This window comes from Colwellia aquaemaris (assembly GCF_057548755.1).
Genome location: NZ_BAAJLV010000001.1, coordinates 1,020,493 through 1,037,811, shown reverse-complemented (window position 1 = coordinate 1,037,811; position 17,319 = coordinate 1,020,493). Strand labels below are relative to the sequence as shown.

Genomic DNA, 17,319 nt, shown 5'->3' with positions numbered 1-17,319 from the left:
AGTCGAACCTTTTATAATAATTTACACATAATAAATTTTATTGGTTGCTTTTTGTTGTTTACGATATTCAGAAGGCGTTATACCCACTTGCTTTTTAAAAGCAGTATAAAAAGATGATTTTGAATTAAAGCCAACATCGAACATGATTCGTTGAATAGTTAACTTAGTTTTTTTGTTTTCCAATAATAACTTTTTAGATTTATTGATTCTAAAGTCATTAATAAAATCAAAAAAATGCTGGTCCAAGTGGTGATTTATCAGCAAGGATAAATCACGGCTTGAAACGCCGTACATATCTGCTAATTTCAAAATGGTCAAATCAGGATCTAGGTAGGGCTCTTGCTTTTGCATAAAACTTATTAACTTAGCAATTTCTTTATCTGGTTGACTGTTTTCACAGCCGTGTGTCTCATTATCTAGGATATCCTTAACTAACAAGTCTTTAGTATTAATACTCCTAAATAAGCTTAGGTGGTTCATACTTTTCAAAACAATCCAACTTAAAAAACAAATCAGCGCCATGGTTAACAATATTCTTAAAAAATTTAAAACAGCAATATCAACCCCAAAGAATATATAAACTTGCTTAATCACTGATAAGCAAAAAATCGCACTTAACAATACAAATAACTGATAAAGCCAATCATAATTAAATATCGATCTATTAGCATAATTTTCCAGTAGCAATCGCTGATATTTTTTCAATTCAAGAAAGATCGCAACTAAATAAAAAAACGCTACCAATAACCCAAAAACTATAGAGGCTTTCCCTTCAAAAGTACTATTCAAATTAAGCAATAACAATTCACTACTTTCAGTATTCGCAAAATAAAATCGTGGTGAAAATAATAAAACTTGTAATACGAATGGTATCAAATGCATTACATGACGGGGCCTTAATTCAAAATCTGAATAAATAGAAGATACAAAATATAGAAATATTAATGGGCTACTTAAAAAAGCAATATGGTCACGAAACAGCTCAACATTGACAGGTAAAACAATATGCTTAGCGTAAAAGAATGCACTTATATGAATAGCAAAAACGATAAAATATGCACCTAAGAAATTATTAGCAAATTTATTGTTAGTTTTAACCGTTAGTAAAAATATAGCCAATAAAATACAAGCAAACAGAATAGTAGCGGTCGTCGTTTCTAATATTAAGCTATTCATGCTGACGTTAAATACCTAGTATGAAATGATGAATGTCTATACTCATTTAGCTTATTAAACTTACACACTAAGAGCTACACCTTAATTAATAGTTTTTCGTATATTCGCCAACATTTATAATAAAGTGATTATTTAATGAGCTTTTCCATAACTTAATTTTAAGGTTTAAAAAAGCTTAATTTAATTGTCTTTCCTCTCCACTCAATTTTTAAGTTTATGAGGGCAAGAGTTAGTACAACTTCATTCATACCTTTAATTTGGGCACTATGCCTATTTGAAAAGTTTTGTCTAAAAATAAATATACGAATCGGGATTTAAAACAAAATCAATTAAAGAAAAAAAGCACCCGAAGGTGCTAGAAAGGAAAACGATTAAAGCATCTTTAATATTGTAAATACTGTCATTCCTAAAGTGACAACAGCTAATGTGTGTTTTATTTTTAAACTCAGCAAAATAGTCGTCAAACCTGCAATCAAGAATGGGCTTTCAAAAATTTCATAGTTAGTATTTTGATGCCCCATAAAAACAATAGGTACCCACATGGCAGTTAACACTGAAGGAGCAGTAAAGCTAAGTAATTTTTTCACTTTGTTATTAAGTTCGATATAAATTGTTTTTGAAAAGAAAAGGTACCTACATGAAAATGTTATCATCGTCATTCCCGCTAAAGCTAGCCAAAAGTTATCCATGGTCTGTCACCTTGTTTTGACTTAAGTACCCTAATGACATACCTATAAGAGTTGAAGCAACTAAGGCGTATTCATTAGCAAACTTAGATAAAACAATTGCACTTCCTCCACTGCACAGCACAGCGATTAAAGTAGCTTTAGATTTAACGGAAGGAATAACTATCGCAATAAATGTAGCCGCGATTGCAAACTCAAGTCCTAAATGTTCTAAATTAGGAATATATTGGTCGGCAACAATTCCTAAAAAAGTTGAAAAGTTCCAAATTAAATAGAATGTAACTCCTGAAGCAAGCGCATAAACATGGCTAAATAACTTATACTTTTCCATATGACGGCAAGTTACTGCAAACATTTCATCAGTTAGAAAAAAAGCAATGCTGAAACGAAGGCATCTAGAACTATTCCTTACGTATTCCCTAAAAACAGCAGAATAAAGCAAATGTCGCGAGCCGATCACAAATGTAGATGAAAACATTGTGATTATTGTTCCGCCAGTACCGATAATTGCTACAGCAGCTAATTGAGCAGCTCCTGCAAAAACTAGTAATGACATAAATTGAGCTTGTATAGCAGTTAATCCAACATTGACTGCCATTGAACCACATAATACTCCCCACGGCACAGTAGCAATAGCAAGAGGTAATATATCAACTATAGCCTCTTTAATTGTTCGAAGATCATATGAGGTTAAACTGCATTTTTTTGTAAACAAAGCTTTATCTCCTTCAAGATTTAAAAGGAGATTAAAGGTTAATTCTCGTTAACTCTTGTACAAAACTGCTTGTTTTTGGAACTTACTAGGCGTTGTGCCTAACGCTTTTTTAAAGTGCCTATTAAAGTGGCTTTGATCATGGAATCCACAATCTGTGGCAACCATAGCAGGCTTAACCCCTATTTTTAGTAAAGTTTTTGCTTTTTTTAATTTCACTTGTATTTGATAACTATGTGGAGCAAGGCCAAACGCTTTTTTAAACTGCCGAATAAAATGGTACTGACTTAACCCTGCAATTGATGCCAGTTGAGTTAATGAAACGTCGTCTTCGGGGTAACTATCTAGGTACTCTTTAGCTAACATAAGTTTACGCTTACTACCGCAAAGGTCATTAGGAGGGTTGCGTAACGTCGAGTGCCCTAGTACCAATCTCATCATGACACTATAGATAATAGTTTCGGTTAGTAATTTAGAAGCATTAGTGTCAACTTGATAAAATAGCAGTCTTAATTGTGCAGCTAACTTAGGGTCATTAATAACCGCAGAATCAAAATATGGGGCAAAACATTTACTGTCATAAAGATCATAACTAATCTTCTCAAAATGCTCTACTAAAGGGTACATAGCACGGTACTTCCAACCACCTGGCGTAGCAGACTCTCCAGTATGCACATCATCAGCATTCACTAGTATGATGGTGTTAGTATTCGCTACATGGGTATTGCCGCTGCGATAAAAGCGTTGTGCTCCATATTCAATAACACCAATAGTGTAGCTTTCATGAACATGTTTAGAAAATGTTTGCTCTTTAAAATCAGCATTAACAATTTCAACGCCATTAAAGGCATTTGCAATAGAAAAACTGGCTTCTTCTTTGGCATTAATAGTCATATCTAAAAACTTATACCTCTTATCGTTATGCTAGTCTTGTACAAAACTGCTGTTATTCTAAAACAATTAATAACTTTCGATGAGTATACCTATAAAATTCCGCAATTTAAAAAGTACGATTTAGCCTATCTTGATATAAATATTGGCTATGATATGACAACACAAAGTCATAGAAATAGACATTGCTTTCGTTGGAAAATAATCCTGATGAATTCCCCATCTCAACCATTATGAGCATTACCAAGTACATGCATACTTTCAATAAAAACAAAGGGGAATAACACACTTGTGTCATTACCCTTTTTTAATATAAAAACTAACTAGTGATTGTCCGAAACGATATTGATGAACTGCTCACTTTAGGACAAATACTGTAGTCCGATTTGCGCCCATAGCGGACATAATTGCAAGGCTTTTGAGGACACGATTTATTGAGTATTTCCTTTTAACTATAATCAATTCAATTAAGATACGTACAATAGTGATAGCTTATTATTTGGCGAGATGTAATATGCTCTTGAGTACTATTTCTGGGTTTTCTTGGTGAATATAATGCCCACAGGATCGACATATTATTAAATCAGACAAAGTTGAAAGGCTCGCCAAATGATGGTGATTATCTAGTGTTATTTTCCATTGTTTTTTTTGCCAAATATTGAGTGTTTTTTCATCCCCCCATGGTGGTTGACCGGCATAAATTACTGTTAAAGGTGTGTTGTGTAATGCCTCGTTTTTTTGCGCTTGCTCTAACGAATGTCTCCACGCTTTTAGCTCTCCAAACACTGCACTAGGATAAAACAGTCTCGCCCATGCTGGTATTGTCGCACCTGGCTCACAATACTGCCCTCCCGCCGACTTACATCTATTTAAGTTGTCAGGGTGAATGGAATCAATAAGCAATAAAGCCTGAACACTTTCGGGGTTTCTTTTCAAAAAAGTTTGGGCATATATTCCACCAAGAGAGTGGCCTACTAATATGTAGGGCGGTTTAATATTTAAGTTTGTTAGTACAGATTCTAGCTCAAGAGAGATAGTGTTACTGTCTCTAGTTTTGTTAATGCTTTGGCTTCCTGTAAAGCCGGCTCTATTGTATGCAAAAACAGAAAAGTGGCGTTCAGCTAATGGTATTAACTTTTGCCAGCTAGTCATAGTGTCACCTAAGCCAGATTCAAAAATAATAGTTGGATAATCTACTTTTTCACTATGGTAATAGGTAAACGAACCATATTTGGTATCAACTTTTTTGCTGTTAGGCATTGTACTGCAAGCGGTCAATATCAATACAAAAAATATAAGAAGCTTTTTGTCCATTTCAGGCCTTAAAAAATTGTTCACAAGTTTAGCCAACCAATCTGTGGGTCGAATGAAGAATAATGAAATATAAACCCAGTATTAATAACACAGTCACCTCCTTGTGTTTATAGTTATCTAATATGACACTAACAATTAAGGTAACTACAGCAAAAATTAGTGCTGTAGTTACGTGCAATAAGGGAGTACTTTTAAAAAAGGATGGCATTTTCATTGCCCCCGTATTTTGAATAAGTTTTAAAAGATTTAACACTAAATAGTCTAAATAAAAGTTACGGTACAAATGAGAATTGACTTAACTGTTGGTTCACTTGCTTATCAATTTCAATAAAAAAACCATAATTGCCTTTTAATTTCCTAACAGAGCTAACAGCTACCCATGGACCTGACTCCCAAGCAGCTGCGTAATCGACTACGACAGAAAAAAGTTCTATCTTCGCTAATGTCGAAGGCTTAAATGGTTTGGCGTTTGCTATTTCTAAACGTGTGAACTGCTGACTGTGTTTATCGACATAAATATAAGTGTTCAGGTTAGTCTGCAAAGTGCTAGCGGCTTTGTTTAACTCTTCTGTATGTCCGCTTTCATTCTCTGCATTAAGAGTGGTTTCAATAGTAAATACCCAATATTGCTCGTCTTCATGATGAAAGCTAAATTGCTGTAGGTTAATAAAAGATGGCGACATTAAAATAGGGATGTCTATCTGTAGTTCACTTTGGTTAATATCTTCACCCATTAGTTCTAGCTGCTGCCACCTGTCTCCTAGTGGTAAGTTTGCATTGTAATAGCGAGTGAGGGAATTGCCTTTGTTATCAGACAATTGTTCTAAATATGACAATTGATCTGTATGTGTAACCGCTTTTGAGCGCACTACCAAGTCTAACATAGCATGCTTTAGGCCTGCTTGATCAGGCGTAAGTGTTGATTCGGTATCTAGCGTTTGTTTAGTAACAGCTTTAGAGCCTATAGAAAACAAAGATAACATTAATAAAAAAAAGAAGTTGAGATGTTTTTTCATCGTGTTTTTACTCATTGTTATTCAACTAAGCTAAGGCTTAGCGGTAGCTACGCTGCGCAGCATAAAGTAGCTAGGTAAAGCGGTTACCAACACGATAATGGATATGAATACTACATACATTTGAACAGGTGTTGGTGACTCAACATAGTTAATGGAAAATGTTGGGTTAATATTGGCCATTGCGTTGATAAAAGCATGACTGATAACTGCCGGCCAAACACTATGTGTATAAGCGACAATACCTGCAAAAGCGAAACCCAATATAGATGCGTAAATCACTTGCGCAACTACATCAATGGTAAAGTCGTTGCGCAAATTAACTAAATGTAGCAAGCCAAAAATTAATGCTTGTGCAATGGCTGCTTTGTATATTCCATAGCGTTCATCTTTCCACACTCGATACAACAAATAAAATGCCATGGCCCTCATCATTACTTCTTCGAATAAACCTGTGGCGAAATTGTCAAATAACCAACCCGTTAGTTTGACGGCGGTAAACTCAATACTTGCCCATTCGATACTCGCAATGTTTATTCCTCCAACTAACAACATAGGTATGATCGCTATTGGCCATTTGGTGTGCCATTGACTAATCGATAGAGAAACCCCACTTTCTTTAAGAGATTGTAATTTCCATAACAGAAAGAAAATCAGCGCAGATGTCGCATATCTGATATATGGGCCAGATACGTCTTTAGTTAAATCGGGAAAGGCTGCACTGACTAATGCAGAGGTAATTTGCTGTAATAACACGACAAATACAACTAGGCCAGTGGTAGCTGCCAGTGGATGGTTAAGTGTTAGCTCATTTATATTATTCGTAATGTTCATTGCTACAATTTTTTACTCGTTCATGTTGTTTGGAGGTGAAACTTCACATCATTGTCAATTTATCGCTCTTTAACAAAGGGAATCTATTAAATAGAGGCCAGAAGACCTCTTTTTGTGCCGTATTACTGTTCTTTTTTTTCAAGCATAGGAAGTCCTTGCTTGTAAACCTGAACAGGCTGCTGCAAAGTTAATAAGTTTTTGTACGGATTATCATCAAGTACGATAAAGTTTGCCTTGTTGCCTGATGACAACGAACCTATTGAGTGCTCTAACTTAAGTGCTAACGCATTGCCTAATGTCGTTGCTTTAATGATCTCCTTATTGGAAATACCTGCCGCTTGCCATGCCTGCATTTCTCCTAACAAAGAAGTACCGTGTAGTGTACCTATATTTCCAGCGTCAGAGCCAATAGATACATTTACGCCAGCTGAGATCACTTTTTTTAAATTACTTTTTTGGACAGTTAGAAAATCTTCAGAAAAGCTTGTCTTTAACTGCATCACAAGTCCTCGCTCTTGAGGAGATAGAGTTGCCAACTCTTCTTCACTTTTATCAACTATAGGCAAATATTTATTAAGCATGTGAAACATCTTATCTGCCTTGGCTGATTCTCTTTTAAACAAGGCAAAGCTCTCAAGAGTTTCCTCTAACGCGTTTTCTACTTGATAGTGATTAAAAGAAAGCTCTCCTTTAAAAAGCTGAAAATAGTGTTCATAGGCGGTAAGCGTAGGTGAATAAGTCACACCATTAGAAAGCATCATGGCAATTAATTCATCGTCTATAGATTCTCTCATCACGCCATGCACGATAACGTCAGCACCGACTTTTACCGCCCATTTTGCTCCGTCTAACTCTTCTACATGAATGGCAACAACTATCCCTTTACTTTTGGCAAATGAAATTGCCGGTTGGAATAATTCAAAAAGCTGCTCAGAATTTTGGCCTTTTTGATGGTCCCATACTATTTTAAGAATATGACTTCCTTTGGCTATTTGTTGTTCAGCTAACTCCAACGCTTCAGACGGCGTAGTGACGTGCGCATAAGTTGCGCCATGTGCTTTCAAGGTGTGACTATTTATTGGGGAGAGTAGTGCACCAGCAAAGTATATTTCTGGTGCATGTTGACGTTTAGAAAGTGTTGAGTATTTAGGTAAATATTCTGTAGGTCCGCCTAAATCATAAATAGAAGTTATGCCAAGGCGCACATACTTTTTAAGAATTTTTTGATGGTTACTCAACAGTTTATTTTGCTCATTTTCATAGGCGACTATTTTTCGGGCATCCAAAATATCTGGGCGAGAAAAGGCGCCACCCGATTGAGCCAAATGTACATGACTATCGATTAAGCCTGGAATTACCCACCTTCCTTCAAGGTCAATTTTCTTAACGTTTGACGGTATTGGAGTTGAATTCGGTTGAATGTTGATTATCTTGCCACTAGAGACGACAATAGTAGAATCCACTATAGGTAAATCAATGCTAGGATCGAGAATATTGGCATTGGTGTATGCTATCGCTATTTCTTTATTGAGATGAGATACTTCGCCATAAGCCGTTAACGAACATCCTGAAACAAAGCCTACTACTAACACTGCAAACCTAAATTTAATACCTCGATTATTTTTAAAAGTCATAATTTTCCTTTTCATTACCCCGCCATAACACTGACAGTAAACACGTAAATTTCATGACGACATACTGATAACTTTTACACTATAAAAACATATTAGGCGGTTATAATTTCTCTATAACTTCCCTATAAGCCTGTAAGTTACAGATTTATATCAATTAAAGAAAAAGAAATTTGTACAACATTAATAAAGTAGTAAGAGGAAAATTACGGTGACCTATAGCAAGGTATAAACAAAAAAACTCAATTGAAATCAATCAAAGGGTAAGAAGTGTTATCGAATATTAATCTTTAAGCTGAGCCTGAATAGGTTTAGATTTTGGATGAAAGGTATTGCCAGTATGCCGAGTAGTTTGTCTTTCAATTAACATTACTAAGCATTCCTCTTTCGCTATTGGGTTATGTTCAATACCCGCAGGGATTACTGTAACATCACCAGTAGTTAAACAAATAACCTCGTTTCGAAGTTGCATTTCTAACTCTCCTTTTAAAATAATGAAAACTTCATCCTCAAACTCATGGCTATGCCATATAAAGCTTCCTTTGAGTTTAGCTACTTTAATATAATGTTCATCAAACTCACCTATTACTTTAGGTGACCAGCAGTCATCTAATGACTCTGCAATACTCAGTGGTGACTTTGTCAGTGATTTATTCATGTTCATAGATAGTTCTCGTTAAAAACATTAATTGTCCGTCATCATGCACCGATAAGGACATTAAGCTATTCTATAATTTTGCTAAAAGAATTCTAAAACAGCGTACATCATTGTTATTTAAGAGATATTAGTTCATTCTGTTTTTTAAACTTTGTTTAAACTACGAGTTTAATCATATAAAATAACTCATGTGCTATTAACGTTTTGAGAGTAAAGGTGAAGCTTTGAATAAGCTTGAAGAAAAATGTGTTATACATTCAGATAGTGGTGAAATTGAATTCAATGGTTCGGTGATCACTTTAAGGCCCAAAACATTTGAATTGCTCTTATTATTATCAAGTAGGCCTGGAAACGTTATTTCAAAAGCAACAATTTTGGAAAATGTTTGGTCAGATACTGTTGTTGAAGATCAAGTTGTCTTTCAATCTATCAATGAGATAAGAAAAGAATGTGGCTCTACTGATGTCATTAAAACCTACCCTCGTCGCGGATACACTTGGAACTTTCCTAACACCGTTATTAAGCATCAAAATTCAAGAAATATAGCGCATAAAAAGCCTGCATTCCTTAAACATAAAGCAAGTGTTTATTCTTTTTCTGTAGCAAGTATTGTGTTAATTGCGCTTATTACATTTTTTGTTACGCAGACACCGCCGACAGCTAACATTGGGCAAACCAAGCAGGAAACCTCTGTGACGGCACATAATGGAATTTTAGTATTACCGTTTAATGTTGACGCTCTTCAAGAGTCAGAGAGGTGGATTCGCTTTGGTGCATTACAGGGCTTAATAAGTAAATTTTCCCCTAATGATAAAGTTACTGTTTTTCAACTTGAAGATACCATTGAGATACTTAACAGACTGTCTATTCAAGAAAAAAGCGACCTATCAAATGTGTTTAAAAAATCAGGTGCATCATTAATTTTAAAAACCTCTATTAGCGGGGTGCCAGGTGACTATAATTTTGTTTATTCCGTGTTTACGCCCAATTCAGTCGATACAAAATCAATTAATGTAAAAACAATAAATGATGGTATTAATACACTTGCCAGCGCATTTAATGGAGTTTTGACTCCGGATACAAGTATTGATTCGGCGTTTGTTAATAGCCAACTTCAAGATAATCTAATTGCTAAAGCTATTCAGTTTTTAGAAATTAATGACAGCGAATCGGCATTAGCATTTCTAAAAAGCGCTCTTATTGCAGATAAAACCAATATATATGTCCATTATTTAGTGGCAAAAGTCGCCAGTGGTTTGGGCCAATACGAACAAGCGTTAGATTCGACACAAACAGCGCTCAAACTCATTAACAACGGAACAAATCGGCAGTATTGGAACCGGCTACTGTACACCCATGGCACTTTGTTGCTAGCTAAGGGAAATGTTAGTTTGGCCGAACAAATACTTGTGAAAGCAGAAGCATCTTCGAAAGAAAGTAAAGATTGGCTTTATTACTCCTATTCACAGTCTGTTTTAGGTAAGTTGCATCAAATTAAAGGCGATTTAGGTATAGCTGAGACATATTATACTTCAGCGCTTGAATACCAAGAATTATTGCAATGCCCTATGGGGATCGCCCAAAGCCATCTAAACTTAGTTGAATATTACTTAGCACTACATAAGACAGAAATGGCAATGACAAGCTTTCAATTTGCTGAATCCTTGATAAACGATCAAAAGCTAACACAAGCAGAGCCAGTTTTAGCGTATGTAAAAGAGAAAATTATTCAGTATCAGAATAAAGCTAACTAGTTAAAAATATTAAATGCAACTCCCAACTATTCATTACGGATGGGAGTTTGACCTTAAAAAAGTCTCTAAAATGTAGCAAAGCCACATAGAAAATAAGCTGGATAGGAAGTCTTTCAAAGACTAGTCGCTTTACACATTTAGCAATGTTTAAGATAAATTGTAGCAATATTTTATGTACTTATAACTCCTAACTTATAAGTATGTTGTGACAATTCCATCACACAAATAAAGTATTGCAATGTATAAGCTACAGCAAAGCAACACGATTAAAAACTCAGCTAAATACATACTGTGTCACATCATTATGTTCGTAATTGCATCCATTATTGCCAGTTATTTATCAAATCAAATATTCGACTTGATTGTATTGACGTCATATAACATTTCCATGACATTAAAAGGTGTCATTAACACAACTGTAATTATTTGCGCCTTTTATATAGTCAATAGAATACTTCAAGAGATTAACCGAAATGCACCGCCTTTATTGGTTAAAAGCACATACCTCGTCATCTTAATTGCCGTTATTTCAATTCTAATAATTATCACATTATTGTTTAGCTATGAGTTTTATCACATCCAAAAAATTCAAGAGGCAAATGAACTGCGGTTTATATTGTTCGCATTATTTGCACAATCTTTAAGCCAGGAAGTTTTATTTAGAGGAATATTATTCAAAGGTATTACAAAATGCAGTTCAGCATTAACCGCAGCTTTATGTTTATCTGGTGTTTTTGCTGTACTGAATATTCTGATAGATGGAGCTAACCTATTGCCATTTATTTCTGCCACCTGTTCATGCTTTATACTTTGTATGTTATATCACTGGAAACAAAGTTTAATTCTTAACGCCATAGTAAACACCTCTTGGCTATATGTTACTTTTCTCACTGGTGTGCTCGATGAACATTGGCGCTCTAGTGCCCCTGTCATTTCCATAGCTCAAGGTGAAGTCTACCTAAGTGGAGGGGCTTTTGGCCCAGATGCATCAATTTTAGGTATAACGACATTAGCAACTTTTTCAATGTGGTTTTACGTAAAATACAAAACTAATAAGTTAGTGTAACAAGCAATTGCTTAGGCATGTACTTAATATTACCAACCCAATAAAATGAGCTGAAACAATAAATTAATGGAAAGAGTCAATACAATAAAAATGGTTAGCGGGCGTATCAATAGGAATCTTACTGTCCGTTATTTTGAGCATGGATACGATTATTGACAGCGGTGATTATAAAACTATAGAGCCACACTTTTCAGGCTCCTGCATGAAGGTAAAAGGTGTCATTGGTACCGAGGACATCACATTTAGTGGTCAAGTAAAAATAATTTAAGTACATAGGCATCAGTAAATTTATACTGGTTACTCACAAGAGAAACTGACCCTAGACTTTGATTTAGATTGAACCTATATACCCATGTTAGAAAGAGGAAACAGACAACCTCCCCTGAAAACGATATTTATTCTGTGTGATAAGTTAAACTGTTCACCTTCAGAAATGGTGAAACTGGTCGACGTAGAGATTGAAAAGACCCCTTAATATAATTTTGGTCAACATCATGTCACTTTGTTTTAAGGGAGAATCTCGACCTGAATTTGTCTTAAAGTGTTCAAACAATGAAAATCGAATATTTGAGAGTTGGTTAAAAACTGGCTTTGTACTCTTTTGATTTTAAATACAATTTTCGGTTTATTCCATGATGAACATACGATAGGGTTTTCAGCCAAAACCACTTAAAACGAAAAAAGGGTAATAACATTGCAGCTATTACCCTTTATAACAAATTTTTTGCAGTATTAATTAGTGATTCTCAGATACCATATTCACAGTATATTTAGGGATTTCCACTACTAAATCATCATCTTGAACAATGGCTTGGCAACCTAAGCGTGACTCTGGCTCTAAGCCCCATGCTTTATCAAGCATGTCATCTTCAAGTTCATCGCTTTCTTCTATTGAGTCAAAGCCTTCACGAATAATCATATGACATGTGGTACAGGCACAAACTTTTTCACAAGCATGTTCAACACCAATATCATTTTTAAGGGCTACATCAAGTACACTTTCGCCTTTTTCAGCTTGTACTACAGCGCCTTCTGGGCAAAGTTCTTCGTTTGGTAAAAATATAATTTGTGGCATTTAACTAAACCTCATCTACTGAATGGCCTGATAATGCTGTTTTAATAGAAGAATCCATTCTACGCTCAGCAAAAGCGGCAGTGCTATGATTTAATACTTCTAATGACGCTTCAACATCAGCGGCATTTCCTGTTTGGCTTATTTTTGCAAGTGCTGAAATGTTATTCTCAATTTCAGTTACTTCTACTTCGTTTAATAAATGGCTATCAGCAGCTAGTGCTGCTTGAATCGACTCTATAACACGAGCAGCTTCAACTTGCTGTTCTTTCAACATACGAGCTTGCATATCTTGCTGCGCATTTTCCATTGAATCTTTTAACATGTTAGTAATTTCATGCTCTTCCAAGCCAAAGCTTGGTTTCACGGTAATACTAGATTCAACGCCGGTTGATTTTTCCATTGCTGATACTTCAAGTAAACCATCAGCATCTACTTTGAACGTTACACGAATGTGCGCTGCACCTGCTGTCATGGCCGGAATACCACGTAATTCAAAACGAGCTAATGAACGGCAATCATCAACTAATTCACGCTCACCCTGTAAAACATGTACTGCCATCGCAGTTTGGCCGTCTTTGAAGGTGGTAAACTCTTGGGCTTTAGCAACTGGAATAGTGGTGTTGCGTGGGATTACTTTCTCAACCAACCCGCCCATGGTTTCTAAACCTAAAGATAAAGGGGTAACATCTAATAACAGCATGTCATTATCAGGCTTGTTACCTGCTAATATATCCGCTTGAATTGCCGCACCAATAGCAACTACTTTATCAGGGTCAATTGATGTTAATGGCTTTTTATTAAAGAATTTCTCCACTTCCTTGCGCACTAATGGCACTCGTGTTGAACCGCCTACCATAACGACTTCAATAACGTCTGCTATCGATAACTCAGCATCTTTAACCGCTCGACGGCATGCTCTTAGCGTTTTCTTAACAAGGGGTAAAGCTAATTGATTAAAGTCGCTTACCGTTAAGGTGTCGGCCCACTTCGCGCCAGACTCAAGTGTTAAAGCAATATCAACACTATCCTGATTTGATAACTGCTCTTTAGCAAAACAAGCTTGTTGGGTTAGTTGTCTTTCCATAGAAGCAGATAAAGGTCGAGATAAACCAGCTTTGGTTACTAAATGCTCAACGATAACTTCATCAAAGTCATCACCACCAAGCGCAGAATCACCGCCTGTAGCTAAAACCTCAAATACGCCTTTATTTAGTCGTAATATTGAAATATCAAAGGTGCCGCCACCTAAGTCATATACGGCAATAACCCCTTCTTGCTTACCTTCATGTTTAGTATCTAAGCCATAAGCAACCGCTGCGGCAGTTGGCTCATTTAACAAACGAAGAACATTAACTCCCGCAAGTTTAGCGGCATCTTTTGTGCTGTGGCGTTGTGCATCATCAAAATATGCAGGAACGGTAATAACTACACCTGTTAGCTCCCCACCAAGTGACTGCTCGGCACGCTTTGCCAAAGTTTTTAAAATTTCAGCGGAAACTTGTACTGGATTAACTTCGCCTTTGCGGGTAACTATTGATGGATGGTTTTCATCACCACAAAATTGGTAAGGCAATGAGGCATACTTACTCTTAATATCAGCTTGTGAACGACCAATAAGACGTTTAGCTGAAACCACGGTATTTTCAGCATCGCTAACCGCCAATGCTTTTGCCGCCATACCAACTAAAGTTTCATCACTTTGATAACTGACAACGGAGGGAAGAATGTCATGTCCATGCTCGTCAACGATAGTTTCTGCCAAGCCACTTTTAACGCTAGCAATAAGGGAGTTAGTGGTACCAAGGTCAATGCCTGCCGCTAATCTATGTTCGTGAGGAACTGTACTTTGCCCAGGTTCAGCAATTTGTAATAATGCCATGATGAAAGCTCATTGGATAATAGTGTTACTGATTAACTATAAATGATCTTATTATCAGCTGATTTAAAATCATGAATAGCATTTTAATAATTCGGTTTCAGCAATTAGCGCTAATCGTCTAATAGCTCGTCTTCAAGTTTATCAAGTTCCGCTTGCAGCTTTTGATAAAACTTTAATTTTCTTACATTTTCACATGCCAAACTATTCGATTGCCCCGTGTTCTCATTAAGTTGAACTTGTAACTGACTAAACAAATGTTCAAACTCAGTTTCAAATACTTGTGAGGCTTCAAAAATAGCCGCATCAGTATCTTCAGCGAATTTAACTTCCGCTAGCAGCTCTCTAAGCTCCATTTGACGCATAAGAAAACTTACATCTCCAACCGTTGCTTGTTCATTTGGCATATCAACGCCGCGCAATTCTAGCATATATTGCGCGCGTAATAATGGGCTTTTTAAGGTTTGGTAGGCGTCGTTAATTTCTGTCGACTTTTGCACAGCCACAAGCTGCTCTTGGCTTGACGCATGAGCAAAACGATCTGGATGCACTTGTTTTTGCAGTGATTGATAAATTGCCGACAAGTTAGCAAGATCAATACTGAATTGACTCTCTAAGCCAAACAATTGAAAATAATTCACATCAACTCCAGTGAATAAATAAGTGCACTAAACATTAAAGCTTTCACCACAACCACACTCGCCTTTTGCGTTTGGGTTGGTGAATTTAAAACCTTCGTTTAAACCTTCTTTAACAAAGTCGAGTTCAATACCATCTAGGTAGACTAAACTTTTACCGTCAATGATGATATTAACACCTTCAATGCTAAACATTTCATCATCTTCATTTAGCTCATCAACAAACTCAAGCACATACGCGAGCCCTGAACAGCCCGTTGTTTTAATACCTAATCGTAAACCAAGGCCTTTGCCTCGGTTATCGATAAACGATTTTACCCTGTCTGCCGCAGCAGCAGTCATCGTTACGCTCATAGTATGTCTCCAGACTAATCGTTGTTCTTACTACGGTAATCTTCAATTGCTGCTTTAATGGCATCTTCAGCCAAGATAGAACAGTGAATTTTTACTGGTGGTAAAGCAAGCTCTTCTGCGATAGCCGTATTTTTGATTTCTGCAGCTTCGTCGATAGATTTACCTTTAACCCACTCTGTTACTAAAGAACTTGAAGCAATTGCCGAGCCACAGCCGTAAGTTTTAAATTTAGCATCTTCAATAATGCCTTCATCAGTAATTTTAAGTTGTAATTTCATTACGTCACCACATGCTGGTGCCCCAACCATACCGGTTGCAACTTGTGGATCATCTTTATCTAATGAGCCAACATTGCGTGGGTTTTCATAATGATCAATTACTTTTTCGCTATAAGCCATAATATTCTCCTAAGTGCTGCTAGTGTGCAGCCCACTCAATTGAGTCTAAATCGATACCGTCTTTGAACATTTCCCAAAGCGGTGACATGTCACGTAAATGGCCAATTGCCTTTTTAATTAAGTCAATGGCGAAGTCAATTTCTTCTTCTGTGGTGAAACGACCAAAGCTAAAACGAATTGAGCTATGCGCCATTTCATCATTTAAACCAAGTGCACGTAATACGTATGAAGGTTCTAAACTTGCAGATGTACAAGCAGAGCCTGATGATACGGCTAAGTCTTTTAATGCCATGATCAACGATTCACCTTCAACAAAGTTGAAGCTAACATTTAAGTTTCCTGGGTAGCGTTTTTCTGCATCACCATTAATAAATACTTGCTCCATATCGCTTAGGCCAGCCCATAAACGATCACGCATTTTGGTTACGTGTGCTTCATCTTGCTCAAGTTCTTCTTTCGCAATTCTAAAAGCTTCACCCATACCAACAATTTGGTGAGTTGCTAATGTACCGCTACGCATACCACGTTCATGGCCACCACCGTGCATTTGTGCTTCAAGACGAATACGAGGCTTACGACGAACGTAAAGTGCGCCTATTCCCTTAGGACCGTAAATTTTGTGTGCTGAGAACGACACTAAATCAACTTTCAGATGCTGTAAGTCAATTTTAATTTTACCGGCACTTTGCGCGGCATCTACATGGAAGATAATTTTACGAGCGCGACACATTTCACCAATTTCAGCGATGTCTTGAATAACACCAATTTCATTGTTTACATGCATAATACTTACTAAAATGGTGTCTTCGCGAATGGCGTCATTAAGTTTATTTAAATCAATTAATCCATTTGCCTCAGGGTCAAGGTAAGTTACTTCAAAACCTTGACGTTCTAATTCACGACATGTGTCTAAAACTGCTTTGTGTTCAGTTTTACAGGTAATAATGTGCTTACCTTTTTTATCATAAAAGTTAGCAGCACCTTTAATGGCAAGGTTATTTGATTCCGTTGCACCTGAAGTAATAACAATTTCACGTGGATCAGCATTAATCAAATCAGCTACCTGATTGCGAGCGATATCAACCGCTTCTTCAGCCTGCCAACCAAATTTGTGTGAACGTGATGCTGGGTTACCATAGAAACCGTCTGTGGTCATGTATTGCATCATTTTTTCAGCAACCCGCTTATCTACAGGTGTTGTTGCTGAGTAATCAAAATAAATAGGAAGCTTCATTGACTAATA

At 36.5% G+C, this 17,319-nt stretch carries 17 protein-coding genes; 2 read left to right on the top strand and 15 right to left on the bottom strand.

Annotated elements, in window-relative coordinates; all coding sequences use genetic code 11:
• Positions 1-21: 21 nt before the first annotated feature.
• From AC27HL_RS04570 to AC27HL_RS04530, 9 genes are all read right to left on the bottom strand, one after another.
• Positions 22-1,176, bottom strand: a complete 1,155-nt coding sequence (locus AC27HL_RS04570) for an AraC family transcriptional regulator (protein ID WP_487079262.1) — start codon at positions 1,174-1,176, stop codon at positions 22-24.
• Between the two features lie 371 nt (positions 1,177-1,547).
• Complete coding sequence (locus tag AC27HL_RS04565; RefSeq protein WP_487079260.1) at positions 1,548-1,865, bottom strand: AzlD domain-containing protein; 318 nt, start codon at positions 1,863-1,865, stop codon at positions 1,548-1,550.
• On the bottom strand, positions 1,858-2,577 hold the full coding sequence (locus AC27HL_RS04560) for an AzlC family ABC transporter permease (protein ID WP_487079258.1): 720 nt from the start codon (positions 2,575-2,577) through the stop codon (positions 1,858-1,860). The genes AC27HL_RS04565 and AC27HL_RS04560 overlap by 8 nt, the downstream gene beginning before the upstream one ends.
• A 48-nt stretch (positions 2,578-2,625) precedes the next feature.
• Positions 2,626-3,468: an AraC family transcriptional regulator gene (locus AC27HL_RS04555; RefSeq protein ID WP_487079256.1), complete on the bottom strand. Its 843-nt coding sequence runs from the start codon at positions 3,466-3,468 to the stop codon at positions 2,626-2,628.
• Between the two features lie 492 nt (positions 3,469-3,960).
• Positions 3,961-4,725, bottom strand: coding sequence for an alpha/beta fold hydrolase (locus tag AC27HL_RS04550; RefSeq protein ID WP_487079254.1), 765 nt, complete (start codon positions 4,723-4,725; stop codon positions 3,961-3,963).
• Positions 4,726-5,051: 326 nt separating this feature from the next.
• A complete protein-coding gene (locus tag AC27HL_RS04545; RefSeq protein WP_487079252.1) occupies positions 5,052-5,795 on the bottom strand; it encodes a hypothetical protein in 744 nt (247 codons plus the stop codon).
• 30 nt (positions 5,796-5,825) lie between these two features.
• Positions 5,826-6,626: a CPBP family intramembrane glutamic endopeptidase gene (locus tag AC27HL_RS04540; protein ID WP_487079250.1), complete on the bottom strand. Its 801-nt coding sequence runs from the start codon at positions 6,624-6,626 to the stop codon at positions 5,826-5,828.
• A 122-nt stretch (positions 6,627-6,748) separates the two neighbouring features.
• Entirely contained in the window at positions 6,749-8,260 is a 1,512-nt protein-coding gene (locus tag AC27HL_RS04535; protein WP_487079248.1) for an amidohydrolase family protein, read from the bottom strand.
• Between the two features lie 280 nt (positions 8,261-8,540).
• The gene (locus tag AC27HL_RS04530; RefSeq protein ID WP_487079247.1) at positions 8,541-8,921 is read right to left on the bottom strand and encodes a cupin domain-containing protein; all 381 of its coding nucleotides are present in this window, start codon (positions 8,919-8,921) and stop codon (positions 8,541-8,543) included.
• Positions 8,922-9,139: 218 nt separating this feature from the next.
• Between AC27HL_RS04530 and AC27HL_RS04525 the strand changes: the two genes are divergently transcribed.
• Together AC27HL_RS04525 and AC27HL_RS04520 are read left to right on the top strand one after the other, a co-directional pair.
• Positions 9,140-10,669 (top strand): winged helix-turn-helix domain-containing protein, encoded by a 1,530-nt coding sequence (locus AC27HL_RS04525; RefSeq protein ID WP_487079245.1) that lies wholly within the window; start codon positions 9,140-9,142, stop codon positions 10,667-10,669.
• Between the two features lie 388 nt (positions 10,670-11,057).
• A complete protein-coding gene (locus AC27HL_RS04520; protein ID WP_487079244.1) occupies positions 11,058-11,735 on the top strand; it encodes a CPBP family glutamic-type intramembrane protease in 678 nt (225 codons plus the stop codon).
• Between the two features lie 736 nt (positions 11,736-12,471).
• On the opposite strand, the gene fdx is transcribed toward AC27HL_RS04520, so the two are convergent.
• From fdx to AC27HL_RS04490, 6 genes are all read right to left on the bottom strand, one after another.
• Positions 12,472-12,810: an ISC system 2Fe-2S type ferredoxin gene (gene fdx / locus AC27HL_RS04515; protein WP_487079242.1), complete on the bottom strand. Its 339-nt coding sequence runs from the start codon at positions 12,808-12,810 to the stop codon at positions 12,472-12,474.
• 4 nt (positions 12,811-12,814) lie between these two features.
• Positions 12,815-14,689 carry a Fe-S protein assembly chaperone HscA gene (hscA, locus tag AC27HL_RS04510; RefSeq protein ID WP_487079240.1) on the bottom strand — a complete coding sequence of 625 codons (1,875 nt, stop codon included), beginning with the start codon at positions 14,687-14,689 and terminating at the stop codon, positions 12,815-12,817.
• A 110-nt stretch (positions 14,690-14,799) separates the two neighbouring features.
• Positions 14,800-15,327: a co-chaperone HscB gene (gene hscB / locus AC27HL_RS04505; RefSeq protein ID WP_487079238.1), complete on the bottom strand. Its 528-nt coding sequence runs from the start codon at positions 15,325-15,327 to the stop codon at positions 14,800-14,802.
• Positions 15,328-15,354: 27 nt separating this feature from the next.
• Entirely contained in the window at positions 15,355-15,678 is a 324-nt protein-coding gene (gene iscA / locus AC27HL_RS04500) for an iron-sulfur cluster assembly protein IscA (protein ID WP_487079236.1), read from the bottom strand.
• A 14-nt stretch (positions 15,679-15,692) separates the two neighbouring features.
• Complete coding sequence (gene iscU, locus AC27HL_RS04495; protein ID WP_487079235.1) at positions 15,693-16,076, bottom strand: Fe-S cluster assembly scaffold IscU; 384 nt, start codon at positions 16,074-16,076, stop codon at positions 15,693-15,695.
• Between the two features lie 19 nt (positions 16,077-16,095).
• Entirely contained in the window at positions 16,096-17,310 is a 1,215-nt protein-coding gene (locus AC27HL_RS04490; RefSeq protein ID WP_487079234.1) for an IscS subfamily cysteine desulfurase, read from the bottom strand.
• Positions 17,311-17,319 lie beyond the last annotated feature (9 nt).